The organism is Streptomyces sp. NPDC005151 (assembly GCF_053599875.1).
The window spans coordinates 1-14,976 of sequence record NZ_JBSFYR010000132.1; the positions used below are offsets into that span (position 1 = coordinate 1).

The following is a 14,976-nucleotide window of genomic DNA, read 5'->3' on the forward strand; positions in this document are numbered from 1 at the left end:
CGCCGAGTACGAAGCCACCTACTACCTCCAGAACCAGCCAAAACCGCTGGTCACAGCCACAACTTAGAGTCTCTACCGAACCCGGAACGATTCAGCTTGTCTCGTAAGCCATTACCCAACCACCTGGTCCGGCAGCACATGGCGGTCATCCGAGATGATCTGCACTGCACCTCGGTCAGCCTTTTCGGCACCGACATCAGCCGGCTGAGCGAGGCTGCCGACGCAGCCTTGGACCTTGGGCTGCATGTCTGGCTGCAGCCCCGGCTCATCGAGGCCGGGCCGGACGAAATGCTGGAGCACCTCACGGCCGCTGCCGAGGCTGCCGAGCAGTTGCGACGACAGTACGGCCGAGTCGGCCTCAACGTGGGCTGCGAGCTGACAATCTTCGGCTCCGGCATCATCCCCGGGGACACTCACGCGGACAGATCTGCCAAGTTGGCCTCCGCGGAGTGGTGGCCACGCTTCCCGGAGTTCAACAAACAGCTGAACGACGTACTCGGCCGCGCTCACGAGGCCGCTCGGGCACACTTCGGTGGACGCCTGACCTATGGCGCGGGCCTGTGGGAGGAAGTGGACTGGGCCCACTTCGACATGGTCGGGCTGAACTATTACCGAATGGCCTACAACGACGCCGACTACGTCACCAATCTCAGGCGATTCCACAGGCACGACAAGCCCATCGTGGTCACCGAGTTCGGATGCTGTGCCTTCGATGGCGCCGCCGAGATGGGCCCAGCCGGCTACGGCATCATCGACTGGACGGCGGACCCTCCCACGTTGGCCGGCACGTTCACCCGCAATGAGCAGGTGCAGGCGGACTACCTGTCACAGCAGCTGGGCGTGTTCGCAGCGGAGGGCATCCACGGCGCCTATGCATTCGAGTTCATCGCGCCGAAGCCCTACTCTCCTGATCCGCGCTACGACTTGGACATGGCCAGCTTCGGTGTGGTCAAGGCCGTCGAGGACGGCTGGGAGCCGAAGAAAGCGTTCGATGAACTGGCCAGGCTCTACAGCACCCGCTGAGCCCGCCCCACGCCGGCGGCTGAAGGGAATAGTGCACGGTCGGAATAACCCCCTCCCGCCAGTAGTACGAGACCTCCGACGGGACTGCGCACGGATGGAGACCGCCGCGGATGGCCGCCCCGCTACAAGATCCACGGACGGGTCTACAAGGACCGCAAGGTCACCGGCGAGGAGGCCGACTGGGTGGTGCTCGATCTCGTGCACCGGGCCGTGGAGAACCTGCTGGAACTCAACGACGACCCCACGCACCTCTTCGGCTACTCCGCTCCCAACGGCAAGCTGGGACTGGTCGGCCACATACCCCAGCGGCTGAACGACTTCCGGAACCACCTCAATGAGCTCTTCAGTAACGAGACAGGCCCGTCCCGGCGCCCGCCGTTACCGGCACCGCCGATCCCGGCCCCGAGGAAGAAGACACGGAGGCCCTCGGCGACACCGAGACGACACCGGCCGTGCCGATGGCCTGGCGCTTTGACACACTGCAGTTCCGCCGGATTGTCTCCGCTTAGTTTCCGTGTGGCGATTGACTCCAACTGGGTTGTTGGCCTGGGAGTTTGGGCTTTGCGCTCGGTCGTGTGGTGTTCCTACTGTCAGCGTTCATGATCCTGAACTTCTTCTCGTCCCGGGGCTGGCAGTCCTGGGACATCGAGTACCGGCCGTTGATCCCCGAGGGGATGCCCGTGCTCATCGACGATGACCTGCGCTTCGAGGACGGCCCGGCTGTGCCGCGTCCGACGGCGGTGGTGAACCGGTGGCTGCGTGAGCTCCCGGCCAGCGGAGCACCGGCGCCGAGCTCGTGGGAGAACTACGCGCGGGTGGTCAAGGAGTGGATGGAGTTCCTGGCCGAGCACGGGGTGGAGTTGTTCGACTCGCGGGTACGGCTGAAGGTCGCATTGAGCCGGTACGCCGAGCATCGGGCGGCGGGTCCGTTGAAGGCCCGGTTCGCGGCGACGACGTGGGGCCAGCACATGAGCATCCTGTCGCTGTTCTACCGGTGGGCAATCAGCGAGGAGTACGCGACGGCCGAGCCGTTCACCTACCGGGCCGCGCGGGCTCTGTTCGCCGGGACCGGCCGCGAGGTGAAGGTGAATCTGGCGGTCCGCCGCACTCCGAAGCCGCACGTGACGATCAAGTACCTGGAGCCGGATTTCACCGAACTGTTCCGCAAGGGCCTGCGCGGGCTCGTGCCGGATGGCTCGCAGGACACCGGTTTCCACGGGCGGGAACTGACCCGCAACGCGGCGGTCGGGGATCACGCGCTGGCCACCGGGATGCGGCTGCAGGAGTTCACCTACCTGCTGCCCTGGGAGGTCCCCGCCCTGCCGCCGGAGCCGACCGCGGTTCCCATCCCGTTCGCGGTGCCGGCCGGGATCACCAAGGGCAAGAAGTTCCGCACCACGTGGACCTCTTACGAGGCCCTGGCCGGGCTGCACGACTATCTCGAACTGGACAGGGCCGCCACGGCGGAGGGATCACTCTGGCAGCCGCCACGGCGTTGGGGCGAACCGCTGCTGGTGAGCGAGCCCGATGCCCGGGGAGGGCTGATCAACGGGGTACGGCGTCCCTGGGAGTCGCTGACTCCGGCAGAGCGGCGTCGTCTGGTCGCCCCGGAGGGCGGTTCGTGCCTGCTGGCGGTGAAGAACGGCGGCGGCCCGTTCACGGCCTGGGCCACGGTCTTCGAGCGCACATCCGACCGGATCCGGGCCCGCTTCGAGCCCCGCTTCCCGCACGTCTGGCCCCACCGATGTCGCCACACCTTCTCCATGAGAACCCTCGAATACCTGGTCACCGGGCACTACCGGCAGGCCGCGAAGCTCGTGCGGGACACCGATGCCGACGCCGCTCTGGTCTTCTACCTGAGCAAGGCGGACCCGCTGCTGGTGCTTCGTGATCTTCTAGGCCATTCCACCGTCCTGACCACGGAAAAGTACCTCCGCCGCCTGGACACGACCCGCATCTACCGGGAGGCATACGAGGGGGCCGGCGCCGCTGCCGGGCTGACCGAGGACGCAGCCTCCGAGCGAGAAGCCGCGGCCGAGTTCGACGATGACATGACGGGGGCGGTCTGATGCCCGCGACGGTACTTACGGATCCTCCGGGCATCCGGTGCATGTTCAGCGACGGCTCCACAGCGGAATTCAGGCTGGAGGGGCTGCCCTGCCCGCAGTTGGTCAGTGATCTGCTGACCGGGCTGGTCGAACTGATCCACCCGCACGGCAGTCTCGACTCGGCGAACTCGGTCGACCTTTGCCTTCCCCCGATTCGGAACCTCGCCCAGGGGCTGTCAGCGAATGGGTTCAGCGGTGGGGCCGCGGAACTGGGACGCGGCGTGTTGATCGAATACTGGATGGCGACCCGCAAGTTCCGCTGGGAGGCGTTCATCCGGAGAATGCTCAGGGGCTACGACACCGCTACGGACCGCCTCGATCCCGGAGTGCGGGAGCTGCTGACCGGCCGCGCCTACACCCAAGGTCCGCCTCGACAGGCACTACCTCCGTATTCGGAGACCGAATGGGACCGCCTCACGACGCTCTGCACGACGATCGTCAGCGAGTCGTACGCCACCCACCGGCAGGCACTGACGGCCGCGGCCCGGGGAAGGACCCCCACGGTTGAGGAGTGGACCAGCGACAATCTCGTCTGGTTGCTGGCCCGGCTGGGCCCCGTGGGGACGCCGGGCGTCGCCGAGCATCTGGGATGTTCCCTCAACGCGGTGCAGAAACGGGGTGGGGTCCCGGCCGCGAGTGCCGCAGCGTTCCCGCACCTGACCGTGGTGGTCGCCTACCGACTGCTGTTCGGCATCTACTCCGGCATCGTGCCCGACGGTATCGACGACCTGGGCGTCGAGGACATCGACTGGGCCGGGGACTCCACGATCTTGCTCTCCTACATCAAGGGCCGCACCGCGGGCGAGAGCGCGAACCTGCCGAAGAGGGCAGTTCGGCTGCTGGAACAGTGGCTGGCCCACTCATCGCTGCTGCGAAGTCACGCCGATGTCGAGACAGCGCGTCAGATGTGGCTGGGCGTCACCCGGCCCGGAACCGCAGGAATATTCAGCGGCACGATCCACCGCAACACCGTCAAAGCCTGGACTCTTCAGCGCGGGCTGACCGGCGATGACGGCAAACCGCTGAAGATCCACCGGGGAAGAATCCGTACGACGCATCTGGCGATGCGCGACCGTCGGGCCTGGAGCGGACAGGGACGGGCGACCATCGACCCGAACCACAGTCCCCAGGTGGAGGGCGACCACTATCTGACCGCCGCGACGCCATCCCAGCAGCGGGCGGTGGAGGCGCTCGTCGAGGATGCTCAGCACGACCTGCTGCGAAGAGCCCATCCTCCGGCTGTGATCACAGACGAAGACGCCGCTGCCCTGGCTCGGGACTACCCGCAGCTGGTCAACGGCCTCCAGCTCAACGACACCGTGCTCGCCGAGCTGATCGGCGGGGAACGCGACGTGTTCACCGCGGCCTGCGCTGACCAGCTGTCCGGGCTGCACGGCCCCAAGGGCAAGCCGTGTCCGGCCCGGCCGTGGGTGTGTCTGCTCTGCCCTCTGGCGGTGTTCGCGCCTCGCCATGCCTCCAGCCTCCTGAGGCTGAAGGCGTTCTTCTCCCGGCAGTGGCAGCAGATGCCCGCCGCCCAGTTCATGGCCGTGTTCGGCCCGTACTCGCAGCGGATCGGCCAGGTCCTGGACCGATTCGACCCGGCCGTGCTGGCGGATGCTGCCACGGCGGTCGGCAACCATGACGACGAGCTGCCGCTGCGGCCCGAGGAGGCGACAGGATGACCATCCTGCACGCGTTCACCAACCTCATCACGGCCCCGGTTTCAGTGTTCGCCGGCGCCGATATCTGCCGCGAAGCCGGTCTCACCCTGCCCGACGCAGTGCGTCGGCCCGTCTTCGAGGACGATCTGTGGGATCTGGCAGAGGTCGTCGGTCTTCCGATCTCGCTGGCACTTCGGCACCGGCGTTTCAACTTCGCCGTCATCGGTGACCCTCGTTGGCAGCTGGTCGCGAAGGAGCTGGTCATGGCCCTCCTCGCTCCGCACCACAATGCGGTGGCATCGCTTGCGCGGGCCTACAGGACCCCGCTGCACGTCAGTACCAGTCACGGCCGGCTCGCCGAACTCATCCGCTTCATGAAGTGGCTTACCGCACGCGGTGTGACCAGCCTCGAAGATCTGAACAGCATCGACTGCGACGCCTACCTGGCCCATCGCCGCTACGAGCGGGACGAGAACGACGTCGTCGTCGGTGAGCGAAGCACGGGCACTCGCCAGATCGCCGCAATGATCGTGACCGACCTGCTCAACTATCGGGACCTCTTCGCCGCCGACCGCGTCCCGGCGGACCTGCGGCTCTGGGGCGGAGCCACACCCTCAGCGATCGCCGAAAACAACAACCGCGGCGCGCAGAATAAGACCCCGCCAGCCTCTGACGAGGTGCTCCAGCCGGCGCTGGCCGCAGCCCTGCAGCTGGTGCACGTGATCGGCCCGCACGTCGTGGAACTCGCCGGCCAGGTCCGTCTCGCCGACCGAAACTGGTCGACCAAGACCGATGACCTCAAGTCGGCAACCCGGGTCCCGCTCGCGGAGATCACCCGAGTGCTGGCCGACTACGAACATGCCGGTGAGCCGCTGCCGTTGCTGCGGCAGCACCATATCCAGGACAGGTTCGACGCAGGTTGGGCAGCCGAAGACCCGCTGGCCCCGATCGCCTTCAGCGTCCTGGCCCGCCAGGCCGGGTTCCGGCAGTTCCACACCTCATGGCTACCGATCCTACGAGGACCGGTCGAGGCGACGTTGAAATCTGTCGGCGCGGAACGGCCCTTCGGTAGAGCAGCCACCCACGTTGAGAGGGCCGACGGCAACGGCACTCTTCCCTGGACGCTCTCGCTGCATCGGGAAGAAGCGATCGCCCTGATCGGCGTTGTTCGGACCGCGGCTATCCTCACGCTGTCGGCGGTCACCGGGATGCGCGCGAGTGAGCTCATGGAATTGCAGGTCGGCTGCAGACGTCCGCCGGAAGAGTACGGGCCCGACCTGGTCCGCTACCGGCTGGCCGGCAAGCTCATCAAGGGCCAACCCCTCGGCGGAGTTCACGACGAATGGGTCGTGATCCACGATGCCTACCAGGCGGCCGCTCTTGCCGAGCAACTTCACAACGCCCCAGAGGCCGGAACCCCGCTACTGGGCCGGTTTCACTTCAACTCCCGCTATCAGTGGTTCCGTAATTGGGTGAACGGCCCACACGGGCAGCGCCTCGGGCTCGCCCCGATCCCCAACGAACGTCTGACGCTGAGGATGCTGCGCAGAAAGCTGGCGATCGAGATTGCTTACCGACCAGGTGGTCTCCTGGCGACCAAGATTTACCTACACCATGTGAGTACAGCAACTACGGAAGGTTACGCTTCGCGCCCTGGTGGCGCCCAAGCCGAGTTGTTGGCTGAGGTCAACGACCAAGAACAGCAACGCAATCTGGAACTGGTCCTGGCTGAGTTCCGCAACTACCAGCAAGGCATCCTCCCGGCGGGTCCCGGCGCCCGCAGCCTCACCGAGTTCTTCGCCAGCATCGACGAGAAGCTTGAGTCGTCAGCAGCGGCTCCGAAGATTCAGCGCAGCGACCGCGACGTGCTCAACCTGCTGACCAAGCGCGCCACGGTCCTCCACCTCGGCCCGGCGAACTACTGCTGGTTCAACGACCCGTCCCGGGCGCTCTGCCTGAAGCTGGCCGGCACCCCCACCGCCGACCGTCCGCTGATCGGGATGTGTGACTCCGCCCGCTGCCCGCAGGCCACCCATCACCCCTGTCACCGCCCTGTCTGGGCCGAGCACGCCGAACGCACCGAGATCTTCCTTGGCCAACTCGGCACCACACGCAAGACCGAACGCACCCGACTCCAGGCCGACTACGACCGGGCCCTCCGGGTCGTCGCCGAAATCGACGCCACCAGCACCACGGACGAGGAATCCGCATGAGAATCTCCGTAGCCCAGCGGACCGAGAACGAGAACCGCATCCGAGCCGCCATGGACCGACTCCTGCGAGGCGAGATGCCGCCCGGCGGAAAGTGCGACATCAAGACCCTCGCCAACGAGGCGGCCGTCGACCGCACCGCGTTCTACGGCACTCGCCCATACGCGCACCTCCGCGCCGAGTTCGAACGACGCCTCCAGGCGCTTCAAGACGTTGGTGAGATCCCCGACCCTCGCGAGGCCCAGATCACCCGGCTCAAGGCAGAGATCACCAAGCTCCGGGAACGGCTGGCCCAGTCAGAGCAGACGGTCGAAGAACTCACCGACTTCCGCGGCCAGGCCCTGGCCCGGCTCGCTGCCCAGCACGAGGAGATCGTCCGGCTCCGCGAAGCGACCGCCGGGGAATCCAAGGTCAGGCGCCTTCCAACGCCGCGAACCACCGTCATCGGCTCCTGCAGCTGATGTTTGCCCTGAACCGCGGCGACCCGCATCGCCGATCATCCGGCCGCTGGCTCGCCCGCACCGCTGCCGGATCCGGACTCCAGATATCGGCGCAGAGCCTCCCGCCCTCCCGGAACGAAGAGCCATTCATCAGCGACTTCAAGCAGTTCGTCCACTGTCATCCAGTCCTGCCAGTCGATCTCACCCGGGTCCGGCACCAGAGCCTCCGACACGACGGCCTCATGCACCCCGAACCAGACGGGGCTAATCCCTGCCCGGCAAAGGAACTTGAACAGGAACCGCACCGGCACACGAACGCCCAGCTCTTCAGTCAGCTCGCGGACTGCCGCCTGCTCATACGACTCGCCCACGTTCACGGCGCCGCCGACCATCACGTCGTAGTAGCCCGGGAACCGGGACATCGTCTCGGCCCGTCGAAGCACCAAGATCCGCCCCTCGCGATCACGACAGATCGTCGTTGCAATGCGATGCGGCCAGTTCGCACGCACCGCCTCATCTCGGTCGACGACTCCCAGCACGCGGTCATGCTCATCGACATGCTCAACCAGTTCACTCACGGAGGCACGATCTCAGCTCCCACTGACAACCCTGCCCGACAAGCACCCGAGGCAAGTGATCCGCACCACAGGACATCCCGCGGAATGCAACACGCTCGACGATCGGCGTCGCGAACGGTGCCTCGAAGAGCGACCTGCTCAATCGCCACACGAGGTCATCCGCACACGGTCTCTGCGGACACAAGCCGGACGCTGGCCTGGCACATCGCGAACCAGCCCTTCGGGATGGTGGCAGGAACCCGGCAGTACAAGCACGCCAGCTTCGCGATCTTCGAAGGGTACGCAGGGACTTCGGCGTCCGGTTTCGCCGACGAGGTCACAGCCGACAAGGCCACAGCCAAGCTCGACTACGTCGAAGATCTCTACCACGACTGGAACGAGGGAGGACAGTCCGCCGGCGGCGCCGCCCAACGCATCGAGGCCGAGTTTGACCGCATCCGGGCAGAACTTGGCGACCTGCCCGGTACGGCCGCGAGCCCCGAGCGTCTGCGAACGATGCTGCGGCACCTGACCCGCACCCTGCACCCGGGCGTCCTCAACGACTGCTTCCACCAACCAGCCACAGCCTTGTGCGAGAAGCGATCCAAAGGGCTGGGCCGTCCGCTGCCGATGCTGAACATGTGCCTGACCTGCCCGAACTCGCACCGATCGTCGGTCCACCTACCCCGGCTCAACCAGGCTCGCGACAGCGCGGTCAACGAATTCGGCGACGCGACGGATCTGCCGGGTCACCAGCAGAGCGCCATGCGCCATTTCATCGCCACGCTCGACTCGCTGATCGACGAACTCCAACAGACGAGAGGGCCAAAGACACGCTGATGACCAACCTGCAGAGGACACACTTCGCCTTCGCCCAGCTCAGCCGCGAGAACAGCCTGACCGACACGGACCGGGCCATCATGCGAGCGTTCGAGCAGCTGATGGACGGCCGCCCGGAGATTTCTGACGGCTCGGTCACCGTGGTGAACATCGCCGCCGAGACCGGCATCTCCCGAGCCTCGTACTACCGATCGCCCGTCGCAGCGGCCGTCAAGGAGATCCAGGCCGCCCCCGCCACCAAACGCCCAGAGATCGACGAACTCAAGGGGGTGCAGATCCAATGAGGGTTCTGGCGATCACGCCGCTGGTATGAGGGTGTCGCGGTAGCGGGCCTGGTGGTTGCGCGTGAACTCCTGTGTCTCGTGCCAGGCCCAGTAGGTGTCGAAGTCGCCGTTGCTGCGCAGAGCACGGAGTTTCAGGACGGCTTCGGCGCCGGCCAGGCCCCAGCGGGCTCCGGTGATGTCGAGGCGGTCTTTGACCAGGTGGCGGCACGCCCCCTCGATGATCCCGGTGGCGATCGGGAAGCCTTCGGTCAGCGCGGTGTCGTAGCGCAGGTAGGCGGCCTTGTTCTTCAGGTAGCCGACGGCGTCGTCGACGCCCTTGCGTGAGCCGGGCCGCAGCCCGGCGTCGTCGGCGGCGGTGCTGATCGAGGCCGCGGCCTGCTCGGAGCCTCCGGTCAGGATGGTGCGGGCGTGTACGGCGACCCATGCCTCGGCCGTGCGGTCGCCGGCCGGGTGCAGGCAGTGCGCGGCACCCCACAGATATTCGAGCACGTGGATGATGTCGATGACGATGTGCACGGTGACGTTCCGGCGTGCTGCCTCGGCTTGGATGAGGTCGAGCTGGTGCCGGGCGCCGTCGACCAGCACGACCCAGGTCCGGCGGTGCCCGGGGTCGCGGGCTTCGGCCTGGTCGAACACCGCGGCGATGACCTGCTCGGCGGTGTCGTTCACCGAGCCGCACAACCACTTGGACCTGGCTTTCGGGCCCGGACGACGCTCCTTCACGGCGTCGGCGGGGTCGGCGGGGTCGGCGATGATGTCGTCGACCCCGCGGACGGCGGGGTCGACGTCGTAGACGGTGCCCAGGGTGGCCATCCGTTTGCGGCCGTGTTTCTCCCCGGGCGCGAGCCTGGTCGCCATCTTGTTGCCGCTCTTGGCCGCGGCGGCCTTCGCCGTGGCTTCGCGCAGCGCCTCGGGCCTTATCACCACGCCCTTGCCATCGGTGGACAGCACCAGCAGCGTGGCGTCGGTGCACGGCTCGGGCACCAGGGCCTGGTAGAAAGCGTCGATGTCGGCCGCGGCGGCCACAGCGAGTTCCTGGACCTGCCGGTGGCCGATCCCGGCGCCGGTCAGCGCGTTGACGCGGTCGACCGCCTCCGCGAAGGAGCCGCGGGTGGACTCGGTGGCGGCGATCCGGGCCAGCCCATGGCTGTGCATCCCGGCCGGCATGTTCAGTGCGGCGTCAGCCAGGTGCAGATCCGCCGAGCCGGTGGCCCGGTAGGCGATCCGGGTCGTTGTGACCTTCCCGAACACCGTGGCCAGGATCCGCCTCCGGCCCCGCTCGATCCGGGTGCGCTCGACACCGGCCGCATCGACCACCTGCCCCGCCCGTTGCTCGCGCACCGCGCGCAGATCCAGATGGTCCTGGAACAGCTGCCGGGTCACCTCACGCATCCGCGCCGCGAGCAGGTCCTCCAGCCCCGAATGCGTCAACGCGGCGGCGTCCGGCGACGTCAGATCCGCGGCGACCTGCTCGAACAGGCCGCGGGAGGCGGCGAACGCGGCCTCGGCCACCGCCAGACCCCCGGTCTCCAGGACGGCGCTCACCAGCCCAACTCCCGTCCGTCCACCCTGAACAGCCCGGGCGCGGTCTCCACCAGGATCCCCCGCTCCACCAGGCGCTTCAGCTTCGAGCGCATGCCCTCCACATGACGGGCCTCGGTCTCCAGCCCCAGCTCCACGCACACGTCCTTGCACCGCCACGCCGATCCCGACGTCGCGAACAACGCGATGATCCGCTGGTAATCCGGCGACATCACCGTCACATCGCCCACGGCCTCGGCGGCCAGCAGCGCCGCGGCCACATCGACCGGCCCGGACCCCGCCGGCACAGCCGCATCACGCGCGGCTACCGGACCGTCGGCCAGCACCTGCTTCACCGTCTCCCGCGTGATCTGCAGCCGGGACAGTTCGGCTTCCGCCTGGGACACCGCTTCGGAAAGCTCTGCGATCTGCTTACGCAACTCCGCGACCTTGCCCCGGCATTCACTCTCTCTGGCATCCAACGCGGCCATCAACGACGGCACCACACCACCCCGCCTCACCCGGTGCCCGCACCCACGGCCGGCTCACCTCGCCGACGGTAAAGACCGCCCCACACCGACACATCCCGAACCCCTGCTAATCACCCCAACGAGGCACCCTCACAAGATGTGCACCCAACTCAAGGCCGAAGCAGCCCGCTTGCGCAAGGAACTACGCACGCTACGCCGCCAGAAGGCCGAGGAGACAGGCGAACTCAGGAAAACGGTCGCCACCTACGCGAACCACATTCAAGTTCTGACCCTGCGGAACGCGGAGCTGGAGGGTGAAACCGCAGTCCTGCGTGGGCAGATCGAGGAATCAGTTAGAGGCACGGTCCGGTCCATCCCTCCGTACCTTGAGCCCTGAGGTCGGTCCATCAGCTCGCACGCACGCACTGGACACCCATCCGCCCCCACCAACCCGACGTCCTGCGCCGCAGCCGCGCGCGGAGGACCACGACGCCCCTGCGGCCGCTGCGTTGTCCTCGGCGGCGCTGGCCAAGCGGCTCCTGGACGAGCACGATCTGGGCGAGGGCTACAGCCGCAAGCCGGAGAGCACCAAGCGGCACGACGACGTCACCGTGATTGGCCGCCCGGCACTGGCCGAGCTCGGCGAGGCCGCGGCCGGCGCGGCCCGGCATCGTCACCCGCTGCGGCCGGGGCGGTTGAGGAACGGCGAAGCCGGCCTCCGCGGTTGCCGGGGCCGGCTGGTGTGGTGGTGTGTCAGGCGGTCTCGGTGAGCGCCTTGCAACGGGGCGGCAGTGCGCGTGCGGTCACGGCGAAGGCCAGGGCGGTGAACGCGGCGGTGGTCAGGAAGGCTGCGCGGGCACCGGGTACGAACGCGCGAACGCGCCGGGACGGCGCCTGCGCAGTACACCGACACGATCCCACAGCGACATGCCGCGACATGCCCCGGCCGGGCTCTGCCGGATGGCCGGCCCCGAGATCACCCGGATCGAACGTGGGCTGACCGACAACGTCTCGCCCTGCCGCAAGAGCGTCCTTGGGCGGCAGGCCCGGGCCGGCCCGGAAGCAACCGGCAAACACCCCGCCCCTCACCGGCTACGGACCGACGGCAGGCCGAACGATTCGGCCGCTTCCTGCTCGACGAGTGGGCCCTGGCCGCGGCCCCGCACCAGCAGCACCGAACGAACAGCGGCCCTGGCGGACTTCCTCGACACCTGCAACCGCCGCCACACCGCGCTCGCGGGCCGGCTGCCCATCACCCGCATCAACAACCGTGCGGGTCAATGCATCTGGGCCGGCCCCGTCTGCGGGGTGCTGATCCGGCACGCCTCGAAGCCGGCCCGCACACAACTGCGCTCGGGCTGCCCGTGGGGCGCTCGAGCACCATCGGCTGCCTCCACCACAACAGTACTGAGCACCGACCGGCGGGGGTGCGCCGGCACTTCGGCGCGGCTCCTCCTGGAAGCGGCGCGGGACCGGGCCGCCTCGACCGCGGCCGCAATGCTCCGGTGCGCCGCGGAGTCGGGATGTGCTGTTGGTGGCTGCGGGAACGCTGCCACCAGCAGGCCGGTCACGAACACTGCCCCTGCAGTGGTCCGCCCGGTCGGCCTGCTTCGAGGGCTGACCGCCCAGGGCTGACCGAGCAACCTGGGGGCGGGCCCGCAAGGCCGGGCCCCGGGCATGCTCTGGCCGGGTTCGGCCGCACCACCGACACGTCCGGTCAGTAGGCCGAGTTGACGTGGTCGATGGAGCCGTAGCGGTGGGCGGCGTAGTTGGCGGCGGCGGTGATATTGGCGACCGGGTCGTAGATGTTCTTGGAGGTGCCGCCCACGTGGTACGTGTTGAACGTGGGGTCGATGACCTGGAGCAGGCCCTTGGACGGGATGCCCTTGGTGGCGTTGGAGTCCCAGTTGTTGATGGCGCTGGGGTTGCCGGAGGACTCGCGCATCAGGTTGCGGTGGATCCCCTCGTAGGTGCCCGGGATGCCCTTCGCATGCATGACCTTCAGCGACTCCTTGATCCAGGTGTCGACGTTGCCGCCGCCGGACTGGGCGGGGGTGGCGGCCGAGGCTGCCGGGGCGCCTGCGACGGTGCCGGCCACGACCGCGGCACCGGCGGCGAACATGCCCAGCGAGATCTTCTTGGTCCTGGTCATGCGGGCGAACTTCGTGGACATCGCGTTGAACTGCATTCGGTAATTCCTCTTCCGTCGTGGGGCGATGCCAAGAATTGTTAATCGAGAAGAAAACCCGGGTCAATGCCCCCTCTTTACTAATGGGATTCGTACTGGGTGCCGGAAATAATCGGGGAAGCGCCGTCAAGGCTGCGGATCAGGTACCGGCGTGTCTACTATCCGGCTTCGGAGTGACGCCCGTCACGTGGTCCACTCCACACGGCAAATGCCGCGAATCGGTACAAGGGTGGCGCGGGTCACGTGGCCTGCGTCATATAAAGGGCGCCCTATTCGCTCACCGTAATGCTGAATAAACATGCTGTATTGGCGGCGGGGTGGCGATTATCGGCACGCATCGGCAAGGAATCCTGACCGGTGGCCGGCGCGTGACCGGTCCGGCGGCGGCACGCGACGGCGACACATGCCGGCGGCGGCATGCGGCGCGTACCCCCGCCGTGCAGCATTCGCCTTCTTCGAGGGCAGTCACGACTGCGCCGCACGGTCTTCCACCACGGAATCCTCCTGGTCCGCGGAACCGCGGGGGCTTGGGGCCTGTGGCGCACGGTGGTGGGGAAGACGGTCCGGGACCTCGAAGAGGTCGCCACCGCGCGCCGCGACCGCACGGCCCCGAGGCGGCGCCCTGACACCCGCCCATGGGGTGTCGGCGGCCGGTGTCATGCTCGCGCCGGCCATTGCGCTCGCAGTGTTCAAACGGGGGCTGCGGTGCCTGGCGAACGATGGTCCATCCGGCCCCCGGCCGGCTTCGATGCTGCATCGGCGCGCCACTGGCCTCGGCGGGTACCGTGCCTGCCGCTGCACCTGCGAGCACTGCCCGTACGAGAGTCTGCCGCCGCTTGACTCCAGCCGGTTCGCGGGCGCCTTTCAATGGCCCGGTGATGCCGGCGGCCTTGTCCCGGAACAGGACACGAAGCTCAACGGTGTGGCGGGGGATCCGGCGGCCAGGGGCCTGACGCTGCCGCAGGACTTCGTCACGTTCCGGACCGGCGCGCATGTACGCGCATATATACGCCCCGCCCGGCGCTGTGGCGGTCGTCGGCCGCAGTCCGTAAGAGATCGCGGCATTCCGCCGTCCTCGGCGCGCCGCAGCGCTTCCCGGTGGTGGCCCCGCCGGCGACGCCGCCGATGACCCGTGCGCCACCCCCCGGCGGATCCCCGGCACTGCCGGCCGCGCTCTTTGACGAGCCCGCGTCCGCGCAGTCCCGCTTCGCGCCGAGCGGATTTTCCCGGCCGGGCGGGATGTTTGCCGGTCCACCCTCGAAGCAGCGAAGGAGCAGGTCGTGTGACTGCCCGGCGCCCTTGGACGTGGGCGGGCCGGCCGTGGGCCGTCCAGGGCCGGCCCGCATCCGGTTGCACGCTCCCTGGGCGTGGGGGAGTCCCTCGAACTGGTCGTACTCCCCGCGGCCGGGCTGCCGGATGCCTTCGGTCCGGGCTCCGCCGACGTCGGCCCCGGAGCCGATCTGCGACCCGGCGTTCGCCATGCCCCCGGTGGCCGGCCACGAAGCGCCGCTGGGGATCGCCGTCTCTTTCGAGCCCGCACGTGCGGGCTGCCGGGCCGCGGCCGCATCGGCGGAGCAACAGGGGTGTGGTGGGTCGCTGTGGCGGCCGGGGCGGTGGGTGGATGGCGATGAGGGCTGTTCAGGGCGGTGGGGGTGAGGTTCTGGGTGTGCTGGA

13 protein-coding genes and 1 pseudogene are annotated in these 14,976 nt (G+C 68.0%); 10 read left to right on the top strand and 4 right to left on the bottom strand.

Annotated features, from left to right (window positions below):
* Positions 1 to 138: 138 nt before the first annotated feature.
* The 5 genes from ACWD6R_RS36855 to ACWD6R_RS36875 all read left to right on the top strand — a co-directional run bounded on the left by ACWD6R_RS36855 (position 139) and on the right by ACWD6R_RS36875 (position 7,463).
* Positions 139 to 1,023, top strand: coding sequence for an abortive infection protein (locus tag ACWD6R_RS36855; RefSeq protein ID WP_451822738.1), 885 nt, complete (start codon positions 139 to 141; stop codon positions 1,021 to 1,023).
* Positions 1,024 to 1,622: 599 nt separating this feature from the next.
* Positions 1,623 to 3,092, top strand: coding sequence for a site-specific integrase (locus ACWD6R_RS36860; RefSeq protein WP_451822739.1), 1,470 nt, complete (start codon positions 1,623 to 1,625; stop codon positions 3,090 to 3,092).
* Positions 3,093 to 3,133: 41 nt separating this feature from the next.
* On the top strand, positions 3,134 to 4,813 hold the full coding sequence (locus ACWD6R_RS36865; protein ID WP_451822740.1) for a hypothetical protein: 1,680 nt from the start codon (positions 3,134 to 3,136) through the stop codon (positions 4,811 to 4,813).
* Positions 4,810 to 7,005, top strand: a complete 2,196-nt coding sequence (locus ACWD6R_RS36870) for a site-specific integrase (protein ID WP_451822741.1) — start codon at positions 4,810 to 4,812, stop codon at positions 7,003 to 7,005. The genes ACWD6R_RS36865 and ACWD6R_RS36870 overlap by 4 nt, the downstream gene beginning before the upstream one ends.
* A complete protein-coding gene (locus ACWD6R_RS36875) occupies positions 7,002 to 7,463 on the top strand; it encodes a hypothetical protein (RefSeq protein ID WP_451822742.1) in 462 nt (153 codons plus the stop codon). Before ACWD6R_RS36870 ends, ACWD6R_RS36875 begins: the two co-directional genes overlap by 4 nt.
* A 35-nt stretch (positions 7,464 to 7,498) precedes the next feature.
* Here the strand turns inward: ACWD6R_RS36875 and ACWD6R_RS36880 are convergent, their stop codons facing one another.
* Entirely contained in the window at positions 7,499 to 8,020 is a 522-nt protein-coding gene (locus ACWD6R_RS36880; RefSeq protein ID WP_451822743.1) for an NUDIX hydrolase, read from the bottom strand.
* Positions 8,021 to 8,245: 225 nt separating this feature from the next.
* Between ACWD6R_RS36880 and ACWD6R_RS36885 the strand changes: the two genes are divergently transcribed.
* Positions 8,246 to 8,839, top strand: a complete 594-nt coding sequence (locus ACWD6R_RS36885; protein WP_451822744.1) for a hypothetical protein — start codon at positions 8,246 to 8,248, stop codon at positions 8,837 to 8,839.
* Positions 8,839 to 9,123, top strand: a complete 285-nt coding sequence (locus tag ACWD6R_RS36890; protein ID WP_451822745.1) for a hypothetical protein — start codon at positions 8,839 to 8,841, stop codon at positions 9,121 to 9,123. The genes ACWD6R_RS36885 and ACWD6R_RS36890 overlap by 1 nt, the downstream gene beginning before the upstream one ends.
* A 12-nt stretch (positions 9,124 to 9,135) precedes the next feature.
* On the opposite strand, the gene ACWD6R_RS36895 is transcribed toward ACWD6R_RS36890, so the two are convergent.
* On the bottom strand, positions 9,136 to 10,641 hold the full coding sequence (locus tag ACWD6R_RS36895; RefSeq protein WP_451822750.1) for an ISKra4 family transposase: 1,506 nt from the start codon (positions 10,639 to 10,641) through the stop codon (positions 9,136 to 9,138).
* A 23-nt stretch (positions 10,642 to 10,664) separates the two neighbouring features.
* Entirely contained in the window at positions 10,665 to 11,135 is a 471-nt protein-coding gene (locus ACWD6R_RS36900) for a hypothetical protein (protein ID WP_451822746.1), read from the bottom strand.
* A 136-nt stretch (positions 11,136 to 11,271) separates the two neighbouring features.
* On the opposite strand from ACWD6R_RS36900, the gene ACWD6R_RS36905 reads away from it, so the two are divergent.
* The 3 genes and pseudogenes from ACWD6R_RS36905 to ACWD6R_RS36915 all read left to right on the top strand — a co-directional run.
* Positions 11,272 to 11,511 (top strand): hypothetical protein, encoded by a 240-nt coding sequence (locus ACWD6R_RS36905; RefSeq protein WP_451822747.1) that lies wholly within the window; start codon positions 11,272 to 11,274, stop codon positions 11,509 to 11,511.
* A 112-nt stretch (positions 11,512 to 11,623) separates the two neighbouring features.
* Positions 11,624 to 11,884 (top strand): hypothetical protein, encoded by a 261-nt coding sequence (locus ACWD6R_RS36910; RefSeq protein ID WP_451822748.1) that lies wholly within the window; start codon positions 11,624 to 11,626, stop codon positions 11,882 to 11,884.
* A gap of 193 nt (positions 11,885 to 12,077) precedes the next feature.
* Positions 12,078 to 12,395: pseudogene (locus ACWD6R_RS36915) on the top strand (IS481 family transposase); the annotation flags it as partial.
* 436 nt (positions 12,396 to 12,831) lie between these two features.
* Here the strand turns inward: ACWD6R_RS36915 and ACWD6R_RS36920 are convergent.
* Positions 12,832 to 13,302: a transglycosylase SLT domain-containing protein gene (locus ACWD6R_RS36920; protein WP_451822749.1), complete on the bottom strand. Its 471-nt coding sequence runs from the start codon at positions 13,300 to 13,302 to the stop codon at positions 12,832 to 12,834.
* Between the last annotated feature and the right edge of the window lie 1,674 nt (positions 13,303 to 14,976).

Bases quoted from the DNA above. Each gene is read 5' to 3' on its own strand.
- ACWD6R_RS36905 (WP_451822747.1), top strand. From the start codon at position 11,272: ATGTGCACCCAACTCAAGGCCGAAGCAGCCCGCTTGCGCAAGGAACTA.
- ACWD6R_RS36900 (WP_451822746.1), bottom strand. From the start codon at position 11,135: ATGGCCGCGTTGGATGCCAGAGAGAGTGAATGCCGGGGCAAGGTCGCG.
- ACWD6R_RS36860 (WP_451822739.1), top strand. From the start codon at position 1,623: ATGATCCTGAACTTCTTCTCGTCCCGGGGCTGGCAGTCCTGGGACATC.
- ACWD6R_RS36870 (WP_451822741.1), top strand. From the start codon at position 4,810: ATGACCATCCTGCACGCGTTCACCAACCTCATCACGGCCCCGGTTTCA.
- ACWD6R_RS36865 (WP_451822740.1), top strand. From the start codon at position 3,134: ATGTTCAGCGACGGCTCCACAGCGGAATTCAGGCTGGAGGGGCTGCCC.
- ACWD6R_RS36885 (WP_451822744.1), top strand. From the start codon at position 8,246: ATGGTGGCAGGAACCCGGCAGTACAAGCACGCCAGCTTCGCGATCTTC.
- ACWD6R_RS36890 (WP_451822745.1), top strand. From the start codon at position 8,839: ATGACCAACCTGCAGAGGACACACTTCGCCTTCGCCCAGCTCAGCCGC.
- ACWD6R_RS36875 (WP_451822742.1), top strand. From the start codon at position 7,002: ATGAGAATCTCCGTAGCCCAGCGGACCGAGAACGAGAACCGCATCCGA.
- ACWD6R_RS36855 (WP_451822738.1), top strand. From the start codon at position 139: ATGGCGGTCATCCGAGATGATCTGCACTGCACCTCGGTCAGCCTTTTC.
- ACWD6R_RS36920 (WP_451822749.1), bottom strand. From the start codon at position 13,302: ATGCAGTTCAACGCGATGTCCACGAAGTTCGCCCGCATGACCAGGACC.